The sequence below is a fragment of the Halococcus morrhuae DSM 1307 genome, assembly GCF_000336695.1.
In the GTDB taxonomy this organism is placed as follows: Archaea; Halobacteriota; Halobacteria; order Halobacteriales; family Halococcaceae; genus Halococcus; species Halococcus morrhuae.
The window spans coordinates 16,707-40,904 of the sequence record NZ_AOMC01000161.1 but is presented as its reverse complement, the minus strand read 5'-3'; the positions used below and the strand labels follow the sequence as shown (position 1 = coordinate 40,904).

Here is a 24,198-nt window from a genome sequence, read left to right as displayed (position 1 = left end):
TCCTTCGATCGAGTACATGTCTTCAGAGCAGTTCAGTCCCGACAGCGTCGAGCGTGCGAAGGGAATGCCGATGCTCGGGTTCGGAACGTGGGAGAACGAGGATCCCGAACAGTGTACCGAGAGCGTCCGCACGGCGCTCGACACGGGCTACCGACACGTCGACACCGCACAGGCCTACGGCAACGAGGAGAGCGTCGGCGAGGGTATCGAGCGAGCGGACGTCCCGCGCGAGGACGTCTTCCTCGCCACCAAGGTCTGGATCTCGAATCTGGGCTACGACGACGTGATCCACTCCACGACCGAGAGCCTCGACGATCTCGGCGTCGAGTCGCTCGATCTGCTCTACACCCACTGGCCGTCCGGCGAGTACGATCCCGAGGACACGCTGTCGGCGTTCGCCGAACTGAAGGATCGCGGCGCGATCGATCGCATCGGCGTCTCCAATTTCGAGCCCGAACACCTCGACACCGCCCGTGAGGTGCTCGACGAGCCGCTCTTCGCCGAACAGGCCGAATGCCATCCCCTTCTGCCACAAGAAGAACTCCGCGACTACTGTGACGACCACGATATCGAGTTCGTCGCCTACTCGCCGCTGGCGCGCGGGAAGGTCTTCGAGATCGACGAACTCGGCGAGATCGCCGAGAAACACGACGCCAGCGAGGCACAGATCAGCCTCGCATGGCTCCACGAGAAGGACGTGACCGTGATCCCGAAGGCGACGAGCGCCGATCACATCGAGGACAACTGGGCGTCGCTCGGCGTCGACCTCGACGACGAGGATATCGAGAAAATCGACGCCATCGACGAACGCGAGCGGCAGGTCGATCCCGACTTCGCCCCGTGGTAAGAACCGATCGCAGCGATTGAACGGTTTGCCAACCCTTATTCTCACAGCACTCCGAGGGTCGATATGGAGTTCGACCTCGGAAAGACGGTCGGGGCGTTCGTGGTGCTGTTCGCCATCATCGCCATCGGCACGTTCATGAGCCCGATGGCAACGAGCACCGTGATGATGGTGCTCGGTGGCCTGCTCGTCTTCGGCGTACTGACGCTGTTCATCGGCATCCAGCACGGCGAGTACCGCGCGCTGCGCTAAGTATGCGATAGCACACCACCCCGACGCGAAGCCACAAACGCTTTTACTGTCCTAATTATATCTCATTACGAGATGCCACAGGACTTTCCCGACTACCTCGACGTCGACTACACCGACGGCGAGGGCGAAGACCCCGAGGACTACCCGAGCATCGAGGACAAGATCGAGAAGGCGATCCAGGTCACCAAAACGGGGCTCGAACAGTACGACAACCCCGCAGTGATGTGGACCGGCGGCAAGGACTCGACGCTCACGCTCTACTTCATCAAGGAGGTCGCCGAGCGCTTCGATCTCGACGTCCCGCCCGCGATCTTCATCGATCACTACCAGCACTTCGACGAGATCCACGACTTCGTCGACAAATGGGCCGACGAGTGGGATCTCGAGGTGCGCTACGCACGCAACGAGGACGTCGGCAACTACGTCGACGAGCACGGACTCGAACCCGGTGACGACATCGAGATTTCAGAGCTCTCCGAGCACAACCGCCACCACGTCCGCGAGATCCTCGAATACGAAGAAGAAACGTTCGACTTCCTGCTCGACACCTACGTCGGCAACCACCTCCTGAAAACGGTCGCGCTCAACGACGCCCTCAAAGAGTACGACGTCGACGGCGTCATCTCGGGCGTGCGCTGGGATGAACAGGAGGCCCGCGCCGACGAGACCTTCTTCAGCCCGCGTCACGACCCCGAAATCTACCCACCCCACGACCGCATTCAACCGATCCTGCAGTTCGAGGAGCGCGACGTCTGGGACGCCTTCTGGAACTTCGCGGTGCCCGAGACGGTCGCCGAGTACCCCGACGAGGGCTACGTCCCCCAGAGCGCCGACGATCTCCCGAACGGCCTCACGAACGAGGACATCCCGATCAGCCCGAAGTACTTCGCCGGCTTCCGCTCACTCGGCAGCGAAGTCAGCACCGAAAAGGCAGACGAGGAGCCCGCCTGGCTCCAGGACCTCGAAGGCACGACCGAGCGCGCCGGCCGCGCCCAGGACAAAGAAGACCTGATGGAGCGCCTGCGCGATCTCGGCTACATGTAGGACCTTTTTTGACCTCGGGTCCGCTTCGCGGACCACTAGGCCAAAAAATCTCCACCAAAAAAGACCGCTCGCGCCTGACGGCGCTCGCGGTGTTCTCGTGAACGACCGCAGGGAGTGAACGAGAGCCAGAGAGGCGCGAAGCGTCTCTCGTGAACCGCGCTCACTCCGTTCGCGCGGACGCTATCGTTCTCCGCTTCCCGCACCCGCACAGTACCGCAGAAGCCCTCGCGCTCCCTTCGGTCGCGCTCGCCCTTCATCCACCAGGACATCAGGGGACCGCTCCGCAACCGCCCCGCCGCCGCCCAGCGGCCGCACGGCCGCTCCGCCAGCCGCCTCAGTAGAGATCGTCGAGATCCGATTCGACGTGGCTGTGCTCGTCGGCCGGAAACTCCTCGTCTTCGACAGCATCGACGTAGTCCGAGATCGCGTTCTCCATCTCGCCGCGGAGATCGCCGAACGACGTGGCAAACGGTGGGATGCGCTCGCCGAGGCCGAGCACGTCGTTGGCGACGAGCACCTGGCCGTCACAGTTTTTCCCTGCGCCGATGCCGATGGTAGGGATCGAGAGATCGTCGGTGATCCGGGCAGCGAGGTTCGCCGGCACGTGTTCGAGTACGAGCGCGAACGCGCCCGCATCCTCGTGAGCGACGGCGAGGTCGGCGATCTCGCTGGCGGCCTCCCGGCTGGTCCCCTGTCGCGCGTAGCCCAGTTGATTGACCTTCTGTGGCGTGAGTCCGAGATGGGCCATCACCGGGATGCCGAGTTCGGCGAGCCGTTCGGTGAGCTCGACGGTGTGCGACCCGCTTTCGAGTTTAACGGCGTGTGCGCCCGCCTCTTTCAGCATCTTTCCGGCGTTGTGGAGGCTTTCGGCCTCGTCGACGCCGAAACTGAGGAAGGGCATGTCGGCGATCACGAGCGGCTCGTCGGTCGCGCGCGCGACCGCGCCGGTCCGGCTGGCGACCTCGTCGACCGTGACCGGGAGCGTCGAATCGTAGCCCAGCATCGCGTTGCCCATGCTGTCGCCGACCAGGATCGCGTCGACGCCCGCCCGCTCGCAGGCCGCCGCCGTCGGCGCATCGTAGGCGGTCAACATCGTCAGCGGCGTCTCGCCGTCGGCACGGAACTCACCGACCGTGGTTGGCATGGGCGACCCTCACACGCGACGGGAGTAAACGGCTCCGACTCCATACTACGACCACGCAGCGCGAGATCGCGTCGCCGGCCACACGATAAACCAAACCCCATATATAGGAGAAGTCCTAACTTCGGGTGAACTCGAACGGAGACGTCTCACGCTATGCAAGGACAAAACCAACAGCAAGCCTACGATCGCGGTACCACTATCTTCTCGCCCGACGGCCGACTCTATCAGGTGGAGTACGCCCGCGAGGCGGTCGAGCGGGGAAGCACGAGTCTCGGCGTCCGGACCGCCGACGGCGTCGTTCTCGTCGCCGAACAGCGGGTCCGATCGCCATTGATGGAGGGATCGAGCATCGAGAAACTGCACAAGGTCGACGATCACATCGCCGTCGGCTCGGCCGGCCACGTCGCCGACGCCCGCCAGCTGGTCGACTTCGCCCGCGAGCAGGCACAGGTCGAGCAACTGCGCTACGGCGAACCGATCGGCGTCGAAACACTCGCCGGGAAACTCACCGACCACATCCAAGAGTACACCCAGACCGGCGGTGCGCGACCGTTCGGCGTCGCGCTGCTCGTCGCCGGCATCGAGGACGGCGAGCCGCGACTGTTCGAGACCGACCCGTCCGGCACCGCGACCGGCTGGTCGGCGAGCGCCGTCGGTGCCGACCGCGACGCGATTCTCGATGACCTCGAAACGAACTATCGGCCGGACGCGGACCTCGACGGCGGCATCCAGATCGCGCTCCAAGCGCTCGCGTCCGTGCGGGACGCCNTCAGAGATGTGTATAAGAGACAGCTCGACGACGACGAGATCGAAGCACATCTCGACGAGATCGATTTCGAGACCGACGATGAGTAAGGACAGTCACCGTATGGGCGGACGCAACAGCGAAGCGCGCGCCACCACGCCCGAGTTCGGTGGTGCATCGCAGGGAGGCGACGGAACGACGGAGTTGAAAACGGGAACGACGACCGTCGGCCTCACGGCTGCGGAGGGCGTCGTGCTCGCCGCAGATATGCGCGCGAGCGCCGGCAACATGGTCGCGAGCAAGAACGCCCGAAAGATCCTCCAGATTCACTCGTCGGCCGCACTCACCATCTCCGGGAGCGTGAGCGCGGCCCAGTCGCTAGTTGAATCGCTGCGTGCGGAGGTCCGTCTCTACGAGACCCGCCGCGATACGACGATGAGCCTGAACGCGCTCGCAAACGTCACCGCGAACCGGCTGCGGAGCGGGAACTTCCAAATCGTCCAGCCGGTGCTCGGCGGCGTCGACGACGAGGGCGCTCACGTCTACAGCATCGGCCCCGGCGGGAGCGTCATGGAGGAGACGTACGCCGCGAGCGGGTCGGGCTCGCCGTTCGCGCTCGGCGTCCTCGAAGGGGAGTACGACGAGGAAGCAAGCGTCGACGACGCCCGAACCACCGCGGCCCGAGCGGTCCAGAGCGCGACCGAACGCGACACCGCCAGCGGTAACGGCCTCTCGCTCGCGACGATCACCGAGGAGGGCGTCGATATCGACAGCTACGATCGCGTCGAGAACGCCCTGTGACCGACTCGTCGTCAACGGTAGCGGATCTCGTCGCGGCAATCGAAGCAATCGACTGTTGATGCAGGAGTGACCACGACAGATGGATCTCTCGATCGTCGATCTCGTACCGATTCCGGAGAACGGCACGGCGACCGAAGCGTTCGAGAACGCCGTCGAGCGCGCTCGGAACGCCGAAGAACTCGGCTACTCGCGCTACTGGGTGGCCGAACATCACGATTTCCCCAAGCGGCTCGCCAGCAGCACACCGGAGGTGCTCATCCCACACATCGCCGCGAAAACCGACGACATTCGAGTGGGGTCCGGTACTGTGCTACTCAACCCTACAGCCCGTACAAGGTGGCCGAATCGTTCGGCGTGCTCGATGCGCTCGCACCCGACCGCATCGACGTGGGGCTCGGGCGCGCGACAGGCGGTCCAGTCAGTAACCTCGCGTTGCAGGAAGATCGGAGCGAACAACACCGAAGCGACGACCACGCCGAGAAGATCGACGAGGTCGCGTCCCACCTCTACGACGGGTTCGACGACGATCACCCGTTCGACGATCTGAGCCTCGCCCGCTCGCGCGACAGCGTTCCGGAGGTATGGGTGCTCGGGGCGAGCCCGTCGAGCGCCGCGATCGCGGGCGAACTGGGACTACCCTACTGCTTCGCGGCATTTCTCAGACCCGGCCCCGCCGTCGAGGCGTTCGAGACCTACCACGACCGGTTCCAGCCCTCGTCGTACGGGGCCGGGCCGGAGCACTCGAAGGGAGCGATCGCGGTCAACGTCACCTGTGCCGAGACGGACGAGGAGGCGGCCCGGCGGCGTGCGACCGTCGAGGCGTCGCGGCAACGGATCCAGCGCGGCGCGATCAACGAGGACCCGATCCGGTCGGTCGACGAGGCGATCGAAGAGCTCGGCTACGTGCCCGACCCGACGCCGACCCCGCTCGAACCGGGCCAATGGCCCCGCCAGATTTCGGGGAGCCCGTCGACGGTCCGCGAGCTGCTGGAGACGATCACTGATCAGGTCGGCGTCGACGAGGTCGTGGTCCAGAACCAGATGGGCGATCACGAGAAGATGCTGGAAACACACGAACTGCTCGCCGACGCGGCCGATCTCACGCTGCGATAGCGGGTGATCGGTTCGATTCCGACAACCGGCGATCGCGCGTGTCACCACGCCGGCGGCCACGACCCGGCGAGAAAGGCTTATCGCCGTACGCGAGAACTCTCACCGTGCCCGAACCCGTCGAGACGAGCGATCCCGAGGGCGTCGACTACGGCTGGGTGATGCAGGTGACGTTCGTCCTCACGATCGTCGTCGGCGCGCCGATCGTCGCGCTGCTCTCGGCGGGCACCCCGCTCGACTCCTGGAACGCGCGCGTCTCCTTCGCCGTCCGGGTCGGTGCGGTCGTCTGGATCGTCGTCGCGCTCGGCGTCTATGGCTACGCGCGCCGGATGGACGATCAGTAGCTCGTCGGACCGTCGCCGACGTACGCAAACTGCGTGCCGGCTCGTTCGGCGGCCTCCTCGTCGCCGGCTGAATCACCCACGAACAGCGTCCGCTCGGGAGTTGCACCGAGCTCCTCGGCGGCGGCCAGCAGCGGTTCGGGCGCGGGCTTGCGCTCGGGAACCGAATCGCGACCGACGACGCTCTCCATCCGCTCGGCGAGGTCGTGTTTTTCGAGCGCGATATGGCAGGATTGCTCGCAGTTGAGCGAACAGATCCCGATCGGGAGTCGGGTCTCGATCTCGTCGGCGAACGGGAGTCGGCGCGCGTCGCGTGCGCCGTCGCGTTCGGCCGCGGCGATGAGTGACTCGACTTCGCTCCCGACGCCCGCGTCCTCGGCAGCGTCGAGCATCGCCCAGGCGTCGAGGCCCGATGGATCGACGTCCGCATCGCGGAGCACCGCGGCGATCTCGCTCTCGACGGTCCGCCAGTCGACGGTGAGGCGTACGAGCGTGCCGTCGAGGTCGTAGACGACGGCGTCGACGTCGTCGGGGACGGTAACGGTCATACCGGGGCAAGAACAGGACGGGGGAAGTCGGCTTCGATCAGTCGAGCAGCTCGCGGGCGATGACGTTCTTTTGGATGTTGCTCGTCCCCTCGTAGATGGTGGTGATCTTCGCGTCGCGGTAGAGGCGCTCGACGCCGCCCTCGGTGGTGTAGCCGTAGCCGCCATGGATCTGGACCGCTTCGCTGGCCACGTCGACGGCGTTCTCGCTGGCGACGTATTTCGCCATGCTCGCGGCCTCGCGGTGCTCCTCGCCACGATCGGCGCGCCGGGCCGCATCCCGCGTCAGCAGCCGACCAGCTTGCGTCTTCGTCCGCATCTCGGCGAGCTTGTGGCGGATCGTCTGGATCTCGCCGATGGCGTCGCCGAACTGCTCGCGCTCCTGAGCGTAGGCGAGCGACTCGTCGAGGGCATGCTGGGCGAGCCCCACGGCCTGCGAGGCGATGGCGATACGGCCACCGGTGAGGATCGACAGCGCCGCCGACAGTCCTCGTCCTTCCTCAGTCAATCGATTCTCGACCGGAATCCGCGCGTCGTCGAAGGTCAGGCTCGTCGTGTCGCTCGCGCGCAGGCCGAGTTTGTCCTCTGTGGGACCCACCTCCAGGCCCTCGGTATCCTTCGGCACGAGGAACTGCGTGATGCTTCGGTCGTCCTCGCGATCGGTCTTCGCGAAGAGGACGATCACCCCGGAGCGCTCGCCATTCGTGATCCACTGCTTGTCGCCGTTGATGACGTATTCGTCCCCCTCGCGCCGTGCCTCGGTGCTCATCGCAGCGGGGTTCGAGCCGGCGTGGGGCTCCGAGAGCGCGAACGCACCCACGGGGCGACCGTCGACCATCTCGGGCAGCCAGCGCTCGCGGTGGCGCTCGTCGCCGAACTCGGCGATACAGGAGGTGGCGAGACAGTGGACCGACAGCGCCGTCGCCACCGCCAACATTCCGCCGGCGAGCTCCTCATTCACCAAACTATAGGTGAGCGAATCGGCGTCGAATCCCCCATAGGCCTCGGGCGTCGTCAACCCAGTCATATCGAGGTCGGCGAGGCCGTCCCAGACGTCCTCCGGGAAGCGCTCCTCGCGATCGGCCCGCTCGGCCTCGGGTCGAATCTCCTCGCGAGCGAACTCCCGGACGGTGTCGCGGATGGCGCGCTGTTCGGCAGTGAGGTCCATACCATGCCACTAGCTCCGGGCGCGCAAAAATTACCCGTTCCGGAGACCCCTCGTCTCAGTCGTCGACAAGCACCNGTCGAGCTCGTCGGCCAGCGCCGCGATATCGAGGTTTGCCTCCTCGCGCGCGCTCCGTGCTCGATCGCCGTACTCGGAGACGAGATACGGCAGCTGATCGCGGTCGTAGTTCGTCCCCTCGCGCTCCCAGTGGCTGGAATCGCCCGTGGTGGCGTCCCCGAATTTCGCGACGTTGCTGGCCGCCCGCTGGCGATCGCCACGACCGCTGGAGCCGCCGTCACGACCTCCCTCATCGCGACTCGACCGGCGATCCTGCTCGCCATGGGGCACGCAGTCGGGACAGAGATCGAGCTCGGCCCCGGAGACCATCGCCGTCGTCAGATCGTCGCTCGCGGTCCCGCAGAGCTCGCAGCTCCCGCCACCCCCGGACGCGTCGCCGGTGGAGTATTTGGGCATACCCGATCTTTCGCGCGTGGACGGTATAATGCTACGCCTCCACTTTTTTACGACTCGGGTTCGCCTCCGGCGAACCACTCGTCGCAAAAACCTGGACTAAAAACATCCGCTCGCTCACTACGTTCGCTCGCGGCGAACCGCGCTCGCTGCACTCGCGCGGACACCACTACTTCCTGCACCAGCACCACAACAGCCCACACACCTCCCCAACCGATTCGCTCACTCGCGTTGCTCGTTCGCTCATCCCTCGCGCAGTGTTCGCGCTCGGTGCTCGCGTTGCTCGCACACGAGCGCGAGCGCGCGCCGACCACCGTTCTCAGCGGTGGCCGTCGAGCAATCGTTCGACGTATTTCGCGATCACGTCGACTTCGATGTTCACGCCGTCGCCGGGTGCCAACTCGTTCATCGTCGTCAGTTTGTAGGTCGTCGGGATCACGGCCACCGAGAAGCGGTCCTCGTCGAGTTCCGCCACGGTGAGGCTGATCCCGTCGACGGTGATCGACCCTTTTTCGACGACGTAGTGTGCGACACCGTCGGGCAGCGAGAACGTGAACACCCAGTCCTCGCCGACCTGTTCGACGTCGACGAGTTCGGCGGTCGCATCGACGTGGCCTTGGACGAAGTGACCGTCGAGGCGTCCGTCGGCGGCGAGCGGGCGTTCGAGATTGAGCGCGTCGCCCGACTCGACCGCCGAGAGCGTCGTCCGCGCGAGCGTCTCGGCCGAGCAGAACAGTTCGATGGTTTCGCCCGTCTCCTCGACGGTGAGACAGGTGCCGTCGACGGCGATCGAGTCGCCGTGTTCGAGCCCCGAGAGATCGGTCGTGACGTGGATGCGCCGCCCGCTCTCTGCCTCGTGCACGTCCCGTACCTCGCCCGTCGTCTCGACGATGCCGGTGAACATGGCGTTTCTACTTCCCGTCGTGGCATGAGTGTGGCGTTCGGGAGCCACGCCGCTTATAGTGGGCGAGTTCCTGTTGTGGCCAATGTCCACCGATTCGCACGTCACCCGGCTGTTCGGCGGGCCGGGCAGCGGGAAGACGACGGCGCTGCTCGATCGCGTCGAGGAGATCCTTGATCACCCCGGCGTGACCATCGACGACGTCCTGGTGGTATCGTACACCCGAGCGGCCGCCACCGAGATCCGCGAGCGTCTCGCCGAGCGCCTCGACGTGAGTCCGCGCTCGCTCAAGGGCAACGTCTCGACGATGCACGCGAAAGCGTACAGCCTGCTCGACCTTTCGAGCGGCGATGTCGTCGGCGAGACGGACAAAAAGGAGTTCTGCGAGTCCTACGGCCTCGATTTCGAGGACGAGTACGAGGGCTCGCGCCGCCGGAGCGCGCGCTCGACGACCATCGGTAACAAGATCATCGCCACGAGCCAGTGGCTCCAGCGCACCACCAAGGACGTCGCCGACTGGTACGACGTCCCCTTCCAGTGGAACGACGAGGAGGTGCGCCTCCCGCCGGAAATCGACGAGAACGCCCAGCAGGGCAACAAGTACACGCCGACGTGGCCGAGCGACGACGACCGCATCGACGTCCCCGAGGCGATCCGTGCGTGGCGAACACACAAGGGTGAGGCGGGCAAGGTCGGCTTCGCGGACATGCTCGAACGGGTCGAGCAGCGCTCGCTACTGCCCAGCGTCGACTATCTCGTCATCGACGAGTTTCAGGACATCACCACCCTCCAGTATTCGGTCTACGAGGAGTGGAAACCACACGTCGAGCGCGCGCTCATCGCCGGCGACGACGATCAGGTCGTCTACGCCTGGCAGGGCGCTGACCCACAGCTCCTGCTCGAAGAGGGCGGCGAGGACGTCATCCTCGACACCTCCTACCGACTCCCCTCGCGCGTGCTCAACGTCGTCAACCGGGAGATCCGCCACATCGAGAACCGCCAGGAGAAGAACCTCAGGCCGCGGATCGAGGGCGGGAGCGTCGAGGCCGTCGAGACGCCCTCGATGCTCGATCTCGTCCGCAACGTGCGTTCGACGGTCGAGAACACCGACGAGACGGCGATGATACTCTTCCGCGCGCGCTACCAGCTCTTCCAGTTCATGGACGAGTTCATCGACGAGGGCATCCCCTTCCGCGCGCTCACCGACCAGCGGATGTGGACCGACCGGCTGGCCGACTACGTCAACGCCGTCGAGAAATCCGCCGATGGCGAGTCGATCACGGGGCTCGAAGCCCGCCGGCTCGCCGACATGCTCGCCGACACGGCCTTCGGGACGAACAACCGCGACGCGCTCTACGACGCGATCGACGAGCGACAGGAGGAGGCCGGCGTCGAGGACCTCACCGATCTCGTCATCGATCCCGATCTCGTCACGGAGTACGCACCGTTCATGCCCGGGCCGGCGTCGGCCGAGGACATGCTCAGAAAGACCTCGCAGTTCCAGAAGAAGTCGGTGAAGGCCTACTTCGCGGGCGATTACCAGGACGTCGAGCGTGATCGCGTTCGCGTCGGAACCATCCACTCGGCGAAGGGCCGCGAGGCCGACCACGTCTTCGTCGCGACGGATCTCACCGAGAAGGTCGTCGAGCAGATGGCCGCCTCGGTCGACGACACGGCGGGCGTGCCGGGCGGGGAGTTCGACAAGGGCACCGACCCGGTGCCGATGCTCACCGACAACGAGCGCCGCGTGTTCTACGTCGGGATGAGCCGCGCGCGCGAACGACTCGTCCTCCTCGAAGACCTCGTGAGCGGCGCGCCGACGCTCCCGGTCGACGTGCTGCTCGACAACGAACCGAGCGGCGTCACGATCGAGGACGTGCTCGCCGAAACCGAAGCGCCCGCTGCCGACTAGTTCTCCTCGTCCTTCACGACCGCGTTCACGGTCTTTTCGGCCGCGGCCGTCGGCACGTCGTCGGGCGTCGTGACGTACTGTTTCAGCGCGACCATCAGGACGGCGACGACACAGAGCGCGATGCCGATGGTCGCGCGCCCCGAAATGACGAGGTTGACGCCGAGTAACGCGACCGGGAGCGCGAAGGCGAGCGTCACCACAAGGCCGAGCGTGTTGAGGATGCCCACGTGCGCGCTGGGCAGGGACGACACTTACCGGCTTCGCCCCGGTCTAACGTTAATCGGCTCGCGGCGACCAGCCACAGACCGAACACGTGCTCGCGTCCGTTTCGTGAAGGCCGCCGCAGTCGGGACACTGCTTCTTGTTGTAGCTCTCCTCCCACCCCGGTGAGTCGGTGTCGTGACCACGTCCCGAGAGAAAATCGTCGATGTCGTTCTCGTTCGATGCGGTTGCCATGCGTGTTACGTCATGGCACACCACTCATATAGCTCTGGTGGTTGACCCACACCTCTGCCGGAAGCGGACCGAGAGATATCGAGGGCGAATCGCCGAATCCGTCCTCAGAGATCGTACAGCGCGCCGTATTTCTCGCTCGCGTAGTCGAGGAAGTAGTCGGCGGTGAACGCCTCGCCGGTGGCCTCCTCGATGAGATCGGGCGTCGTGTAGCGCTTGCCGTGCTGGTGGACGTTCTCGGTGAGCCACTCGTGGAGCGGGCCGAACTCGCCCGCCTCGATCTGCCCGTCGAGGTCGTCGATCTCCTCGTCGGCGCTCGCGTACAGCTGAGCCGCGAGCACGCTGCCGAGCGAGTAGGTGGGGAAGTAGCCGAAGGAACCGTGCGACCAGTGGATGTCCTGGAGACAGCCCTCGGCGTCGGTGTCGGGCCGAACTCCGAGATACTCCTCCATCTTGTCGTTCCAGACCTGGGGGACCTCGACCACGTCGAGATCGCCCTCGATGAGCTCGCGCTCGATCTCGAACCGGAGGACGATATGCATGTGGTAGGTCAGTTCGTCGGCCTCGATCCGGATGGGGTTGTCATCGTACACCCGATTGGCAGCCTCGTAGGCGTCACGGGGTGTCACGCCGTCGAGTTCCGGGAAGCGCTCGCGGACGTGGGGCAGAAACAGCGACCAGAACGGCTCCGAGCGTCCGACGTGGTTCTCCCAGAATCTGGACTGGGACTCGTGAACCGAGAGATTCCGATTTTCACCGAGCGGACTCCCGTACTCCTCGTCGGGGAGTCCCTGCGTGTAGGTCGCGTGGCCGAACTCGTGGATCGTGCTCGTGAGCGCGCCGAGCAAGTCGTCGTCCTCGTAGCGCGTCGTCACGCGCGCGTCGAAGGTGGTGCCCATCGAGAAGGGATGGGGCGCGGTGTCGAGGCGACCCCGATCCCAGTCGTAGCCCAAGGTATCGAGCGCGTCGCGCGTGAGTGCTTCCTGGATATCGGGATCGAACTCGCCAGCGAACGGACTCGCGAGTTCGACATCGCTCTCACCCACCGCGTCGATGAGCGGGACGAGTTCCTCACGCAGACGTTCCAGGATTCGCTCGGCAGTATCGAGCCCGAGATAGGGTTCGTAGTCCTCGAACAGCACTTCGTAGGCCGGGCGGTCGGGGTCGATCTGCTCGGCGTAGTCGCGCTTGAGGTCGATGAGCTTCTCAAGAATGGGTGCGAATTTCGAGAAGTCGTCCTCGGCTTTGGCCTCCTTCCAGACCGGCAGCGCCTCGCTCGTGGTTCGCGAGATATCCTCGACCAACTCCGTCGGCACGCGCGTCGCGCGCTCGTACTGGCGACGGATCTCGCGGACGGCGGCGGCTTTCTCGTCCGTGAGCTCCGCGCTCTCGGCGGCATCGAGCGCGTCGCCCATCGCTTCCTCCGTGAGGAGCTCGTGGCTCGTCGCCGACAGCGCCGAGAGCTGCGCCGAGCGCGCGGGCGTGCCGCCCTCGGGCATCATCACCTCCTGGTCCCAGTTGAGGATCCCCGCAGCGCCCTCGATGTTCGAGATGCGCTCGTAGCGGTCGAGGAGCTCCTCGTAGGCAGCGGTCTGCGTGGCGTCGGTTGCCATACCCGAATCCCGGGGCGGTGGCCTATCAATTCTCGCCTCCCGACGCCACACCCCGGTAGATATCGTAGCACCGATCCAGCACATCGAGCGAGACGCTCTCCTCGCTCGTGTGCGCCTCGCCCGGTTCCGCGGGGCCACAGACCACACATGTCACTCCCGCCTCGGCGAGCCAGCCTGCGTCGGTCGCGTGTGGCTTCGTCACCAGTTCGGGGTCGCCGCTCTGTGCGCCGTCAGCGGCCGAGAGCACCCGCTGGGCGAACGCCTCGTCGTTGCAGGCCATCGGTGGGAGGTCCTGATCGACGACCCACTCAGTACTCTCGTTTTCGACTCGCGAGAGCGGCGCGCGCTCGCCAGGGACTGTGCGCTCGTCGACCGTCACCGAACAGGATTCGGGGAGCACGTTCCACGCCGACCCGCCCTCGATCTCGGTGACGACGATGCTTCCCTCCAGATCCTCGCCAAATACGTCCGCGCTCGGCCCGTCCATCCCTCGGATCGTGTCGACCGCCTCGCCCGCCCGATAGATGGCGTTCTCGCCGGCCTCGGGTTCGCTTGCGTGTGCGGCGGTGCCGCGGGCTGTGATGGTGCTCGCGCGCCGGCCCTTGTGCGCGATCGCGATGTCGGTCACACCGGCTGCCGAATATCCCGTCGAGCCTTCGCCGACGATTGCGCAGTCGGGTGCGAATCCTTGGTCGATGGCGTGGCGTGCACCCTCGCCACCGATCTCCTCGCCGACGAAACTGGCGAAGACGAGTTCGATAGTGGGATCCGCGCCGTCGGGCTGTGCCCGACTCTTCGAGGTGCGTGGCACCTCGCTATCCCGAAAGGTGCACATCGCAGCTGCGACAGCGCCTTTCATATCCGCCGTCCCGCGGCCGTGGAGTCGCCCATCGCGCTCCTCGACGACGTATTCGCCGTCCTCGACCTGCGAATCGTCCGGCGACACCACGTCGTGATGGCCGACGAGCGCGAGCGACTCTTCACCACTCCCGCGTCTGGCGATGACGTTGCCGACTTCGTCGCGGGTGATGGCGGCGTCGGTCTCGCGGCGGAGCCAACTCTCGATGAAATCGCCGGCGTCGGTCTCGTCGTCGTGGCTCGGGATTGCAACGAGCTCGCGGGTAAGTTCCGTGACGGTGGACATGGCGGGCGGTCGGGCAGCGGCGCATAAGCGCTTTCGCCCGCGCTTGAACATCCTTATGCCGCTCGCCGGCCCAGTGATGATATGACTATCGTCCCGGACACGAGCGCGGTCATCGACGGTCGCGTGTCCGAACGAGCGGCGAGCGGTGGGCTCTCCGGCGAGACGGTCGCGATCCCCGAGGCGGTCGTCGCCGAGCTCGAAGCGCAGGCCAACGACGGCCAGGAAACCGGCTGGGAGGGTCTCGACGAGCTCCAGCGACTTGCCGACCTCGCCGACGACGGCGGGATCGAGATCGAATACATCGGCCGGCGACCCGAAGCGAGCGAGCGCCACAGCGCCGACGAGGGGAGCGTCGACGCGCTCATCCGCGATCTCGCGGCCGAGCACGAGGCGACGCTGCTCACGAGCGACGAGGTTCAGAGCGAGGTCGCCCGTGCCACCGGGCTTGCCGTCGAGTACGTCGATCCCGAGGTCCGCGAGGTCGAGACGCTGGCGATCGAGGAGTTCTTCGACGACGAGACGATGAGCGTCCACCTCAAGACAGGTGTTCCCCCGATGGCCAAGCGCGGGACGGTCGGCGAGATGCGTTTCGAGGCAATCGGCGACGACGAACTCACCGAGGGCGAGCTCCGCGAGTGGATCGACGAGATCGAGAGCGCGACACACGCCTCCAGCGAGGGGTTCGTCGAGCTCGACAAGCATGGCATGACGATCGTCCAGTTCGGCGAGTACCGGATCGCGCTCGCGCGACCGCCCTTCGCCGACGGGCTGGAGATCACGGCGGTCCGGCCGATCGCCGAGACCGAGCTGGCGGACTACGACTACGCCGAGGACCTCCGCGAGCGCCTGCTCGACCACCAGCGCGGCGTGCTCGTCGCCGGTGCACCCGGCGCGGGCAAATCCACTCTCGCGGGGGCGATCGCCGAGTTCCTCGCCGATTCGGACTTCTCGGTGAAGACGATGGAGAAACCGCGCGATCTGCAGGTCGACGCCGAGGTGACCCAGTATACCGAGCTCGACGGGAAGATGGAGAACACGGCCGATTCGCTGCTGATGGTCCGGCCGGACTACACCATCTACGACGAAGTGAGAAAGACCGAGGACTTCTCGGTGTTTTCGGACATGCGCCTCGCGGGCGTTGGGATGGTCGGTGTCGTCCACGCGACGCGGGCTATCGACGCGCTCGGGCGACTCGTGGGTCGCGTCGAGCTGGGCATGATCCCGCAGGTCGTCGACACCGTGGTGTTCGTCGAGGCCGGCGAGATCGCCACCGTCTACGACGTCGAAACCGAGGTCAAGGTCCCCGAGGGGCTGATGGAGGAGGACCTCGCACGACCCGTCATCCAGGTTCGTGACTTCGAGACGGGTCGTCCGGAGTACGAGATCTACAGCTTCAACCGGCAGGTCGTCACTGTGGCGGTCGGCGACGCCGAGAGCGAGGACAGCGGCGTCGACAAGATCGCGAAACAGGAGATAGAGCGAGAGATCCGGTCGGTCGCACACGGGAGCTGTGAGGTCGATCTGAAAAGTGCGAACACCGCCGTGGTCTACGTCGAGGAGACCGACATCTCGACGGTGATCGGCAAGGGCGGCGGGCGCATCACCGACATCGAGAACAGACTGGGGATCGATATCGACGTGCGAACGTTCGACGAGCGACCGGGCGGACGATCCGGCGGCGGTGCTACTGGCGGGTCGAGCGGCAGCACGGGCGGCTCGGTGGGCGGTGGTGGCAGCGGTGCGGGCGATATCGTCACACCCGAGATCACCGCCCGGCACGTCGTCATCCCGATGGAGGGTCACGCGGGCGAGACGGTCGAAGTCCAGGCCGATGGCGAGTATCTGTTCACGGCGACGGTCTCGCGCGGTGGCGAGGTGCAGGTTTCCCGCGGGAGCGCCATCGCTGAGGAGCTGGAGCAGGCCATCGATCGCGGGCGGCAGGTCACGGTCGCACCGTCGTAGGCTCCCTGGCCGTCATCGCCATCCGGAGATTTCGCCGGCATTGAGCACCCAAACGGAGACCAACACGACGATTCCGATCAGTCCCCCGTTGGCGACGCTGACGACAATTTGACTCGGAACAGCGACCATCCCCTCCACAGCGAAGAGCACGATCAGAAGGACAGCCATGACGACGAGGCGTCCGCCCATACCGATGTCGTGGAACCAGTCCCCGAACGAGCGTCCGACGGCCGTGTTTGCGAGCGGGCCGGCCCCGATAGCGACGAGAACGATTCCCGCCGCAACCCACGGCCACTCCCAACCGGATGGTTCGGCGAATCCTATGGCATACAGTAACATGACGGCCGATACCCCTGCTACGACATCCCCCCATGTCGGAGTGCGATCCGGCAGCCAACGCGAGCGGTCTCGAATGGACATCGGTTGCGTGCCGTAGTTATCCCATTGCCAATTCATATTTGTTTGGGTGTGATTGGTGGGCACACTGCTCCGCCGAGACCGCCAAGTCGAGATCCGCCAAGAGAGCGCATGGTCACGTCGATATTCGATGCGAACCCGGCTATATCGACGAGGTGCGATTGCACAATTGACGGCGGTTGGAAATACTTGATACCGGGAAGGTTCGTACGGTATGACGGGTGCGGTGGCGGTACGGTCCCTCGGTGGATGAAGGGCGAGGCTACGAGCGAAGCGAGTAGCCGAGGGCTTCGGCGGAGGCGGTGCTGTGCGGTTGTGGAGCATCAGTATCCACGCGAGTGGAACGAGCGCGGTTCGCCGCGAGCGAGGCCAACGGCCGAGCGAGCGGATGTTTTTAGTCCAGGTTTTTGCAAGCGGGGGTCAAGCGAGCACAGCGAGCGCGACCCCCCGCAGTAAAAAAGTGGGTGCTAGGTGCGCCAGTAGGACGGTGTGAGCAGCACGAGCACGGGCAGGATTTCGAGCCGGCCGATCCACATCAGGAAGGTCATGAGCAGTTTCGACGTGGCCGGGAAGTCGAGGTAGTTGTTCATCGGGCCGACAGCGCCGAAGCCGGGGCCGACGTTGCCGAGGGTCGAGGCGATGGCGCTCGTGGCTTCGAGTGTGGAGATGGTGTAGCCGACGCGCCAGGAGTCGATGACGATCAGGAGACTGGCGAAGGCGAAGAGGGCGACGTACAGCAGCGTGAAGGCGTAGATGCCGCGGATGGCGCGCTCGTCGATGACGCGGCCGGCGAGTCGGACGGGCGACACCGCTTCGGGGTGGACGGTCGTGAAGAGTTCGCGCCGGAGGGATTTGACGATGACCACCCAGCGGATGATCTTGACCGCACTGCCGGTCGAGCCGGCCGAGCCGCCGATGAACATCGCGAAGAGGAGGATCGTCTTCGCGGGTGCGCTCCACGTGGTGAAGTCCATGTTGGCGAAACCGGTGGTCGTGATGATGGAGACGACGTTGAACAGGGCGTGACGTAGCGCGTCCTCGACCTGTCCGATGATGGGTGGAACGGCGTCGGTGACGGTTTCGATGCCGGCACCGGTGAAGAGGAGGCCCGCGATGACGGCGGTCAACACCCCGATGATGCCGACGTACGACCGGAACTCGGTGTCCTGTGTCAGTTTCTCCGGGTTGCCGGTGAGCGCGTGCCAGAACAGCGCGAAGTTGGCACCGGCGGCGATCATGAACGGGATGATGAGCCACTGGACGGCCGCCGAGAACGCTTCGATCGAGCGGGCTTCCGGCGAGAACCCGCCCGTGGGAAGCGTCGTCAGCGCGTGCGAGACGGCGTTGTACAGCTCCATGTTCGGCGCGAGACCGCCGAGATGGAGCCCGTAGAGCAGCACCATTTCGAGGACGGTGAAGCCGAGATAGACCAGCCAGAGCACGCGCGCGGTCTCGGCGATACGTGGGGTGAGCTTCTCGATGCCCGGGCCGGGCGCTTCGGCGTCCATCAGCTGTGCACCACCGACCGAGAGTTCGGGGAGGATCGCGACCGCGAGCACGACGATCCCCATGCCGCCGAGCCACTGGGTGAGCTGTCGCCAGAGCAGGAGGGCGTGTGAGTGCTGAGTGAACGAGATCTCGCCCATCATCGTCGCGCCGGTCGTCGTGAACCCGCTCATCGACTCGAAGAGGGCGTTGATCGGGTGGGCGAGCGTCGATCCGGTGCCCATCCCCGCGAGGAGATAGGGAACGGTGCCGACGAGCGCGACGACGAGCCAGGTGAGCGCGACCATCAAGAACCCCTCGCGCGTGCCGAGATCGGGGTCGGGTTCGACGCGTTCGAGTCCCAGTCCGACGATCACGGTGATGAGGAACGCGATGGCGAACGTCAGCACGTCACGGCCGTAGAAAAGCGCCACCGCGAGCGGGACGAGCAGGGTCGCCGAGAGATATTTCACGACCGTGCCGACGAGACCGATACTCGTCCGCCAATCGACGCGCAGCCGACTCGACGACCACTTCGAAGCCACGTTCGCGTTGGCGGCTGTCGCCGGGATCAATCTATCGCTCTACGATCGCCAGAACGCGCGCGTAAAGAGCACGAGCACGGGGACGATCTCGATGCGCCCGATCCACATCAGAACCGTCATGACGAGCTTCGTCGCGACGGGAAAGCCCGCGTAGCTACCGTAGGGGCCGGCGAAGCCGAAGGCCGGGCCGATGTTGAGAAACGTCGAGGCTGCCGCACCCATCGCCTCGAACTCGCTGAGAGCGACGGCGGACCACGTGGTATCGACGACGATGAACACCGTCAGCAACGAAAATATCACGACGCTCACGAGCGTGTAGGTGTAGATATCGCGGATGGTGCTCTCCTCGACCGGCGATCCGGTCAGCCGAACCGGCCGGATCGCCTCCGGATGGATGGCGGTGAAGAGGTCGCGTCGGAACGCCTTCAGGACGACCAGCCAGCGCACGGTCTTGATCGAGCAGGTCGTCGAGCCGGCCATCCCGCCGACGAACATCCCGACGAAGAGGACGTGGCGCGACAGCGGCGACCACAGGTCGAAATCGACCGTCGCGTAGCCCGTCGTCGTGACGATCGAGACCACCTGAAAGAGCGCGTGGCGCAGCGTCGTCTCGACGGTCCCGAAGCGATCGTTGACGAACAGTGAGATGGCCACCAGCGCGGTCGCGCCGAGGACGATCGCGAGATAGAACCGGAACTCCTCGCTCGCTCGCAGGCGGCTCGGATCGCCCTGCAGGAGATAGTAGAGCAGGACGAAGTTGGTCGCGCCGACGAACATGAAGGGGATCGTCGCCCACTGGACGGCCGGCGAGAACGCGCCGATGCTCGCGGCCTCCGGCGAGAAGCCGGCCGTCGAGACGGCGGTGAGTGCGTGTGCGACCGCGTCGTACAGCGACAGCGCCGGTGCGAGACCGCCGAACGCCAGCACGAGCAGGACGACGACCATCAGTCCCGTGAGCCCGGTGTAGATGCCGCCGAGCAGGCGTGCGGTCTCGGCGATCTTCGGCGCGAGCTTGGTGACGTCCTGGGTCTGGGTTTCGGTCTCCATCAGCTGTGCGCCGCTGACCGACAGCTCCGAGAGCAGCCCGACGGCGAGCACCAGGATGCCGAGACCGCCGAGCCACTGGAGGACGCTGCGCCAGAGCAGTATCGATCGCGAGTGCAGGCCGAAATCGGTAATGACGGTCGCGCCGGTGGTCGTGATGCCGCTCATCGACTCGAAGAGGGCGTTCACCGGGCTGGCGAACACTCCCGCACCGGTGAGAACGAAGGGAACGGTGCCGACGAGTGCGACCGCGAGCCAGGCGAGCGCGACCAGCAAGAATGCCTCGCGCGGGCCGGGAGCCGAGCGCTCGAAGCGTTGCAGACCGGTGCCGACCGCGAGCGAAAGCAGCGTCGGCACGACGAACGGGAGCAGCGAGTCGCCGTAGAGGGCGGCCACGCCGACGAGCGCGGCGAGCGGGACGGCAAGCGCTTGGAGCACGGTGCCGAGAAGGCTCGCGCTCGTGCGGACGTCGACCCGAACCGCCATCAAAGCCGGCTCGCGACCGCGTCGACGGCCTCGGTTTCGACGAAGACGACGACGTGGTCGCCGACTTCGACGACCGTATCGCCCCGCGGTGTGATGAACTCGCCGTCACGCGTGATCGCGCCGATCGTCACGCGGGCCGGGAGATCGTCGGTGGCGTCGGTGATCGGCCGCCCGGCGAGCGCGCTGTCGTCGTCGATCTGGATCTCGAGCACTTCGGCGCGGTCGTGGTCGATGATGGCGACGTTCTCCATGCGGCCGTCGAGCGTGAACCGGATGATCTCCTCGGCGGTCGCATCGCGCGGGTTGATCGCCGCGTCGACGCCGACCGCCTCGAACAGATCGGTGTATTCGCCGCTCTCGACGACGGCGATCGTCCGATCGACGCCGACGCGATCGGCGAGCAGCGAGGCCAGTAAGTTCTTCTCGTCGGAACCGAGCGCGGCGATCGCCACGTCCGCGTCGCCGACGTGTTCGCGCGTGAGGAACTCCCGGTCGGTCGCGTCGCTCGACATCACCGTCGTTTGCGGGAGTCGTTCGGCAAGTTCGCGAGCACGGTCGGGGTCGTTTTCGATGAGGCGCGGCTGCAGTCCCCGATCTTCGAGCAGTTCGGCCGTCTGGACGGCGATCTCGCTGCCGCCGATGATGACGACGTCGCGGTTCTCGTCGCGGTCGGTGGCGAGATCGGCGGCGAACGCGCGCGTGCTTTCGGCGCTGCCGATGACGACGATCTCGTCGCCGGTCGCCAGTTTCGTCTCGCCGTCGGGGACGATCAGTCCGTCCTCGTGGAGCACGGCCGCGACGGTGAGCTCGTTGAACTGGTCGTCGGCCTCGGCGACCGTCTGGCCCGCGATCGGGCTGTTCGTGGGGATACAGAACTCCGCCAACAGGACGCTCCCCTCGGCGAAGACGTCGACGTTCTGGGCGGCCGGCAGCCCGATGATGCGGGTGATGGTCTCGGCGGCCAGCAGGTTCGTCGAGACCATGAAGTCGACGCCGAAGGCACCGCCGGACTCCTCCCACGTCTGGAGGTAGTTCGTCGATCTGACGCGGGCGATGGTGAACGCGTCGCTGGCGGTTTTGGCCGTCGCGCAGGTGACGATGTTCGTCTCGTCGTCGTCGGTGCTCGCGATGAACAGGTCGGCCGCGCCGACGTCGGCCTCCCGCAGCGTCGCGAGCGACGTGCCGTCGCCCTCGATGGCGAGCACGTCGAGCGAGTAGGTGAGCGATTCGACGCGGCTATCGTCGGTGTCGATCACGACGACCTCGTGGTCGTCGTCGAGGCTCTCGGCGATCGAGGAGCCGACCTGTCCGGCCCCGACGATGATCACGCGCACGGGGATCGCCCTCTGACCATACCGACAGTTCGTAGCGGCGAGTAAGTGGATTTCCCTTTCAGCGTCGGTGCACCGAGCCTCACTCCGAGACCGTGACCGTGCCGACCATCCCCGAACTCACGTGTGGGATGCAGACGTAGGTGTACTCGCCGGCCGTCTCGAAGGTGTGTTCGTAGGTTTTGCCCTCCTCGACCACGGCGTAGGGGTCGCCGTCGTACGACGAGAACGGCTCCGCCCCATCCGGAATGCTCACCTCTTCGTTGTCCTCCGGCACCCCGCTGACGTTGTGGCCGGCGCTCTCGAACTCCCACGCCACCGTGTCGCCGACCGATATCTCGACGGTCTCCGGCTCGAAGACGAGCCGTCCGTCCGGACCGGACGCGACCGTGGTCGTCTCGCCGCCGCTCGCGCTACTGTTGCCGCTCGCACCGCTCGTCGAGCCGCCGCTCTCGCTCGTGGCGTTCCCACCGGTCGCGGTTTCGTCACCGCTCCCTCCGCTCGCCGTCCCGTTGCTGCCATCGCCGCCGTCACCGGCGGAACCGCTGCTGCTACAGCCCGCCGCGAGCACGGTACCGGTCGTGGCGATGCCGGCGAGGAACCGCCGCCGATTCGTTCGTTGCATTCGCCGAGAGCTTCCACGAGGACGGACAAAAGACGTTGGATATCGTCGTGTTCGGCGGCCTGCGCTACCGATGGGCACGATCCCGCAGTACGATTCCCTGCGTGCCGTCGTCGTGTCGGGAGAGTGTGAGCTACTCGCCGCGGATGCCCGCCCGCCGGCCGCGCTCGATCGGCGCGCCGACGGTGTTGCCCCACTCGACCCACGAGCCGTAGTAGTTGCGCACGCTCTCGTAGCCGAGCAGTTCGTGGAGGACGAACCAGGTCAGCGCCGAGCGCTCGCCGATGCGACAGTAGACGACCACTTCCTCGTCGATGCCCGCGTCGCGATAGATCTCGCGGATGGTTTCCTCCGATTTGAACCGGCCGTCGGCGTCGACGACCTGGCTCCAGGGAACGTTCACCGCGCCGGGGATGTGCCCGCCGCGCTGAACGCCCTCGTTCCAGCCCGGCGGTGCGAGCACCTCGCCGCGGTACTCCTCGGGAGTTCTGACGTCGATCAGCGACGTGCCGCGTTCCATCGCCGTCTCGACCTCCGTGCGGTCGACACGGATCGATTCGTTCGGGCTCGCGCCGGTGTACGACTGCGGGCTGAATTCGGGTATCTCGTCGGTGAGCTCGTAGTCCGCGGCGAGCCAGCCGTCGCGCCCGCCGTCGAGCAGGCGGACGTCGGCGTGGCCGTAGTAGCTGAGCAGCCAGTAGCCGTAGCCGGCGAACCAGTTCATCATGTCGCCGTAGACGACGACGGTCGAGTCAGGGGTAATGCCGATCTCGGCGAGCAGTGCCTCGAAGTCGTCGACCGACGGGATGTCGAACGCCGTCGAGTCCTGGAGGTCCTCCTTCCAGTCGAGCTTCGTCGCCCCCGGGATGTGGCCCGTCTCGTAGCTGCTCGGGTCGAGATCGACTTCGAGCAGGCGGGCAGCAGGGTCGTCGGCCACGAACTCGTCGAGGCGCGCCTCGACCCACTCCGGCGGAACGAGCACGTCCGTCGCGTGGTCGGTCATCGCTTACCGTCCGCTAGGTCGCAATGGCTATTAAACCCGTGCTGTCGGCTACCGATGACGTGCCGATCGCTGCCGGGCGACATCCTGGAAACGAGGCTACCGGAGCCAGCGATCGCGCTCGTCGTCGGCGACGTAGCGGCGCGCGAGCTGGCTCTCGGCCTGCCGGAGCCGGTAGGAGAGCGTCGAGCGGGGAACGTCGAGCGCGTCGGCGAGCTCGTCGAGCGTCGTCTCTCGGGGCGTCTCGTAGTAACCATCCTCGACGGCCGCCTGGAGCGCCGCGCGCTGTTCGGCCGCCACCGAGACCGACGCCAGCGAGTCGCGCTGCCAGCCGTCGGCATCGCGGAGATGGCCCATCCGAAAGGAGAGCCCCTCGCGCAAGCGGGCGGCGATCTCGTCGTAGAGTACACCCACCTTCGCGTCCGAGCGCATCAGCACGCGCCAGGAGTGACGGTTTTCGCTTCGGAGGGTTTCGAAGACGAGTCCGGGCGGGAGATGCTTCCCCGAGAGGGTGTGGACCTGTCTCTTATANCTCGCGCCATCAGAGATGTGTATAAGAGACAGCATCACAGTCGCGTTCGGTGAGCGACTCCCCGCAGGTGTCGTCGTCGAAGCGGATGTCCTCGATGCGGTCGAGCGTCGCCGGCGAGCCCGCGATGCGCTCGATGCGCCAGAACCGCTCCTCGGTCACGAAGCCGTCGAGCGAGCGCGCCACTGTGTCGGGATCGTCGATGAAGGCGTCCATGATGGGGTCGGTCCCGCGCTCGTACTCGATGGTGAACGTGAACTCCCGCATCCATCCCACCGTTCGGCGCGCGCGA

Annotated in this window: 25 protein-coding genes and 1 pseudogene; 9 read left to right on the top strand and 17 right to left on the bottom strand. The window is 66.0% G+C overall.

The annotated features are described in order from the left end of the window. Positions 1-16 precede the first annotated feature (16 nt). The 3 genes from C448_RS14670 (at position 17) to C448_RS14660 (ending at position 2,140) form a co-directional block, all read left to right on the top strand. A complete protein-coding gene (locus C448_RS14670; protein WP_049916392.1) occupies positions 17-847 on the top strand; it encodes an aldo/keto reductase in 831 nt (276 codons plus the stop codon). Between the two features lie 63 nt (positions 848-910). Beyond that, a complete protein-coding gene (locus C448_RS14665) occupies positions 911-1,096 on the top strand; it encodes a DUF7333 family protein (RefSeq protein ID WP_004055902.1) in 186 nt (61 codons plus the stop codon). A 72-nt stretch (positions 1,097-1,168) separates the two neighbouring features. Beyond that, entirely contained in the window at positions 1,169-2,140 is a 972-nt protein-coding gene (locus C448_RS14660; RefSeq protein ID WP_004055901.1) for a phosphoadenosine phosphosulfate reductase family protein, read from the top strand. Positions 2,141-2,474: 334 nt separating this feature from the next. Here the strand turns inward: C448_RS14660 and panB are convergent, their stop codons facing one another. Beyond that, positions 2,475-3,284, bottom strand: coding sequence for a 3-methyl-2-oxobutanoate hydroxymethyltransferase (gene panB, locus C448_RS14655; RefSeq protein WP_004055900.1), 810 nt, complete (start codon positions 3,282-3,284; stop codon positions 2,475-2,477). 153 nt (positions 3,285-3,437) lie between these two features. Here panB and psmA point away from each other — a divergent pair, with 153 nt between their 5' ends. The 4 genes and pseudogenes from psmA to C448_RS14635 all read left to right on the top strand — a co-directional run bounded on the left by psmA (position 3,438) and on the right by C448_RS14635 (position 6,284). Then, positions 3,438-4,139 carry an archaeal proteasome endopeptidase complex subunit alpha gene (psmA, locus tag C448_RS14650; RefSeq protein WP_004055899.1) on the top strand — a complete coding sequence of 234 codons (702 nt, stop codon included), beginning with the start codon at positions 3,438-3,440 and terminating at the stop codon, positions 4,137-4,139. Beyond that, positions 4,132-4,830 carry an Ntn hydrolase family protein gene (locus C448_RS14645; protein WP_049916380.1) on the top strand — a complete coding sequence of 233 codons (699 nt, stop codon included), beginning with the start codon at positions 4,132-4,134 and terminating at the stop codon, positions 4,828-4,830. Before psmA ends, C448_RS14645 begins: the two co-directional genes overlap by 8 nt. A gap of 79 nt (positions 4,831-4,909) precedes the next feature. Continuing rightward, positions 4,910-5,943: pseudogene (locus tag C448_RS14640) on the top strand (LLM class flavin-dependent oxidoreductase). Between the two features lie 104 nt (positions 5,944-6,047). After that, complete coding sequence (locus C448_RS14635) at positions 6,048-6,284, top strand: DUF5822 domain-containing protein (RefSeq protein WP_004055896.1); 237 nt, start codon at positions 6,048-6,050, stop codon at positions 6,282-6,284. On the opposite strand, the gene C448_RS14630 is transcribed toward C448_RS14635, so the two are convergent. From C448_RS14630 to C448_RS14615, 4 genes are all read right to left on the bottom strand, one after another. Beyond that, positions 6,278-6,829: an HAD family hydrolase gene (locus C448_RS14630; RefSeq protein WP_004055895.1), complete on the bottom strand. Its 552-nt coding sequence runs from the start codon at positions 6,827-6,829 to the stop codon at positions 6,278-6,280. The genes C448_RS14635 and C448_RS14630 overlap by 7 nt on opposite strands. 37 nt (positions 6,830-6,866) lie before the next feature. Continuing rightward, positions 6,867-7,994, bottom strand: coding sequence for an acyl-CoA dehydrogenase family protein (locus C448_RS14625; protein ID WP_004055894.1), 1,128 nt, complete (start codon positions 7,992-7,994; stop codon positions 6,867-6,869). A gap of 30 nt (positions 7,995-8,024) precedes the next feature. Then, a complete protein-coding gene (locus C448_RS14620; protein ID WP_004055893.1) occupies positions 8,025-8,465 on the bottom strand; it encodes a helix-turn-helix domain-containing protein in 441 nt (146 codons plus the stop codon). Between the two features lie 316 nt (positions 8,466-8,781). Beyond that, positions 8,782-9,366, bottom strand: a complete 585-nt coding sequence (locus tag C448_RS14615; protein ID WP_004055892.1) for a riboflavin synthase — start codon at positions 9,364-9,366, stop codon at positions 8,782-8,784. Positions 9,367-9,448: 82 nt separating this feature from the next. On the opposite strand from C448_RS14615, the gene C448_RS14610 reads away from it, so the two are divergent. After that, a complete protein-coding gene (locus C448_RS14610) occupies positions 9,449-11,275 on the top strand; it encodes a UvrD-helicase domain-containing protein (RefSeq protein WP_004055891.1) in 1,827 nt (608 codons plus the stop codon). Here the strand turns inward: C448_RS14610 and C448_RS14605 are convergent. The 4 genes from C448_RS14605 to C448_RS14590 form a co-directional block, all read right to left on the bottom strand. Beyond that, positions 11,272-11,502, bottom strand: a complete 231-nt coding sequence (locus tag C448_RS14605) for a DUF7533 family protein (protein ID WP_004055890.1) — start codon at positions 11,500-11,502, stop codon at positions 11,272-11,274. The genes C448_RS14610 and C448_RS14605 overlap by 4 nt on opposite strands. Before the next feature lie 49 nt (positions 11,503-11,551). Next, positions 11,552-11,731 (bottom strand): HVO_0416 family zinc finger protein, encoded by a 180-nt coding sequence (locus C448_RS14600; RefSeq protein ID WP_004055889.1) that lies wholly within the window; start codon positions 11,729-11,731, stop codon positions 11,552-11,554. 104 nt (positions 11,732-11,835) lie between these two features. Next, a complete protein-coding gene (locus tag C448_RS14595; protein ID WP_004055888.1) occupies positions 11,836-13,341 on the bottom strand; it encodes a carboxypeptidase M32 in 1,506 nt (501 codons plus the stop codon). A 25-nt stretch (positions 13,342-13,366) separates the two neighbouring features. Next, positions 13,367-14,485 (bottom strand): M20 family metallopeptidase, encoded by a 1,119-nt coding sequence (locus C448_RS14590; protein WP_004055887.1) that lies wholly within the window; start codon positions 14,483-14,485, stop codon positions 13,367-13,369. 81 nt (positions 14,486-14,566) lie between these two features. Here C448_RS14590 and C448_RS14585 point away from each other — a divergent pair, with 81 nt between their 5' ends. After that, positions 14,567-16,447 carry a PINc/VapC family ATPase gene (locus tag C448_RS14585; RefSeq protein WP_004055886.1) on the top strand — a complete coding sequence of 627 codons (1,881 nt, stop codon included), beginning with the start codon at positions 14,567-14,569 and terminating at the stop codon, positions 16,445-16,447. 12 nt (positions 16,448-16,459) lie between these two features. On the opposite strand, the gene C448_RS14580 is transcribed toward C448_RS14585, so the two are convergent. The 8 genes from C448_RS14580 to C448_RS16850 form a co-directional block, all read right to left on the bottom strand. Then, positions 16,460-16,786 carry a hypothetical protein gene (locus C448_RS14580; protein WP_004055885.1) on the bottom strand — a complete coding sequence of 109 codons (327 nt, stop codon included), beginning with the start codon at positions 16,784-16,786 and terminating at the stop codon, positions 16,460-16,462. Between the two features lie 545 nt (positions 16,787-17,331). Beyond that, positions 17,332-18,894 carry a TrkH family potassium uptake protein gene (locus C448_RS14575; RefSeq protein WP_049916391.1) on the bottom strand — a complete coding sequence of 521 codons (1,563 nt, stop codon included), beginning with the start codon at positions 18,892-18,894 and terminating at the stop codon, positions 17,332-17,334. A 39-nt stretch (positions 18,895-18,933) separates the two neighbouring features. Further along, positions 18,934-20,424, bottom strand: coding sequence for a TrkH family potassium uptake protein (locus C448_RS14570; protein ID WP_004055882.1), 1,491 nt, complete (start codon positions 20,422-20,424; stop codon positions 18,934-18,936). Further along, positions 20,424-21,758, bottom strand: a complete 1,335-nt coding sequence (trkA, locus tag C448_RS14565; protein ID WP_004055881.1) for a Trk system potassium transporter TrkA — start codon at positions 21,756-21,758, stop codon at positions 20,424-20,426. Before trkA ends, C448_RS14570 begins: the two co-directional genes overlap by 1 nt. A gap of 79 nt (positions 21,759-21,837) precedes the next feature. Beyond that, positions 21,838-22,380, bottom strand: a complete 543-nt coding sequence (locus C448_RS14560) for a plastocyanin/azurin family copper-binding protein (protein ID WP_004055880.1) — start codon at positions 22,378-22,380, stop codon at positions 21,838-21,840. Positions 22,381-22,510: 130 nt separating this feature from the next. Further along, complete coding sequence (locus C448_RS14555) at positions 22,511-23,380, bottom strand: sulfurtransferase (protein WP_004055879.1); 870 nt, start codon at positions 23,378-23,380, stop codon at positions 22,511-22,513. Positions 23,381-23,476: 96 nt separating this feature from the next. Then, complete coding sequence (locus C448_RS14550; RefSeq protein WP_239640593.1) at positions 23,477-23,944, bottom strand: helix-turn-helix domain-containing protein; 468 nt, start codon at positions 23,942-23,944, stop codon at positions 23,477-23,479. After that, a complete protein-coding gene (locus C448_RS16850; protein ID WP_239640592.1) occupies positions 23,919-24,173 on the bottom strand; it encodes a hypothetical protein in 255 nt (84 codons plus the stop codon). Before C448_RS16850 ends, C448_RS14550 begins: the two co-directional genes overlap by 26 nt. Positions 24,174-24,198 lie beyond the last annotated feature (25 nt).

What these genes read in the sequence shown, in the direction of transcription:
- C448_RS14670 (WP_049916392.1), top strand. Translation starts at nt 17, where the DNA reads ATGTCTTCAGAGCAGTTCAGTCCCGACAGCGTCGAGCGTGCGAAGGGA.
- C448_RS14665 (WP_004055902.1), top strand. Translation starts at nt 911, where the DNA reads ATGGAGTTCGACCTCGGAAAGACGGTCGGGGCGTTCGTGGTGCTGTTC.
- C448_RS14660 (WP_004055901.1), top strand. Translation starts at nt 1,169, where the DNA reads ATGCCACAGGACTTTCCCGACTACCTCGACGTCGACTACACCGACGGC.
- panB (WP_004055900.1), bottom strand. Translation starts at nt 3,284, where the DNA reads ATGCCAACCACGGTCGGTGAGTTCCGTGCCGACGGCGAGACGCCGCTG.
- C448_RS14645 (WP_049916380.1), top strand. Translation starts at nt 4,132, where the DNA reads ATGAGTAAGGACAGTCACCGTATGGGCGGACGCAACAGCGAAGCGCGC.
- C448_RS14630 (WP_004055895.1), bottom strand. Translation starts at nt 6,829, where the DNA reads ATGACCGTTACCGTCCCCGACGACGTCGACGCCGTCGTCTACGACCTC.
- C448_RS14625 (WP_004055894.1), bottom strand. Translation starts at nt 7,994, where the DNA reads ATGGACCTCACTGCCGAACAGCGCGCCATCCGCGACACCGTCCGGGAG.
- C448_RS14615 (WP_004055892.1), bottom strand. Translation starts at nt 9,366, where the DNA reads ATGTTCACCGGCATCGTCGAGACGACGGGCGAGGTACGGGACGTGCAC.
- C448_RS14610 (WP_004055891.1), top strand. Translation starts at nt 9,449, where the DNA reads ATGTCCACCGATTCGCACGTCACCCGGCTGTTCGGCGGGCCGGGCAGC.
- C448_RS14600 (WP_004055889.1), bottom strand. Translation starts at nt 11,731, where the DNA reads ATGGCAACCGCATCGAACGAGAACGACATCGACGATTTTCTCTCGGGA.
- C448_RS14595 (WP_004055888.1), bottom strand. Translation starts at nt 13,341, where the DNA reads ATGGCAACCGACGCCACGCAGACCGCTGCCTACGAGGAGCTCCTCGAC.
- C448_RS14590 (WP_004055887.1), bottom strand. Translation starts at nt 14,485, where the DNA reads ATGTCCACCGTCACGGAACTTACCCGCGAGCTCGTTGCAATCCCGAGC.
- C448_RS14585 (WP_004055886.1), top strand. Translation starts at nt 14,567, where the DNA reads ATGACTATCGTCCCGGACACGAGCGCGGTCATCGACGGTCGCGTGTCC.
- C448_RS14580 (WP_004055885.1), bottom strand. Translation starts at nt 16,786, where the DNA reads ATGTTACTGTATGCCATAGGATTCGCCGAACCATCCGGTTGGGAGTGG.
- C448_RS14570 (WP_004055882.1), bottom strand. Translation starts at nt 20,424, where the DNA reads ATGGCGGTTCGGGTCGACGTCCGCACGAGCGCGAGCCTTCTCGGCACC.
- C448_RS14560 (WP_004055880.1), bottom strand. Translation starts at nt 22,380, where the DNA reads ATGCAACGAACGAATCGGCGGCGGTTCCTCGCCGGCATCGCCACGACC.
- C448_RS14555 (WP_004055879.1), bottom strand. Translation starts at nt 23,380, where the DNA reads ATGACCGACCACGCGACGGACGTGCTCGTTCCGCCGGAGTGGGTCGAG.
- C448_RS16850 (WP_239640592.1), bottom strand. Translation starts at nt 24,173, where the DNA reads ATGCGGGAGTTCACGTTCACCATCGAGTACGAGCGCGGGACCGACCCC.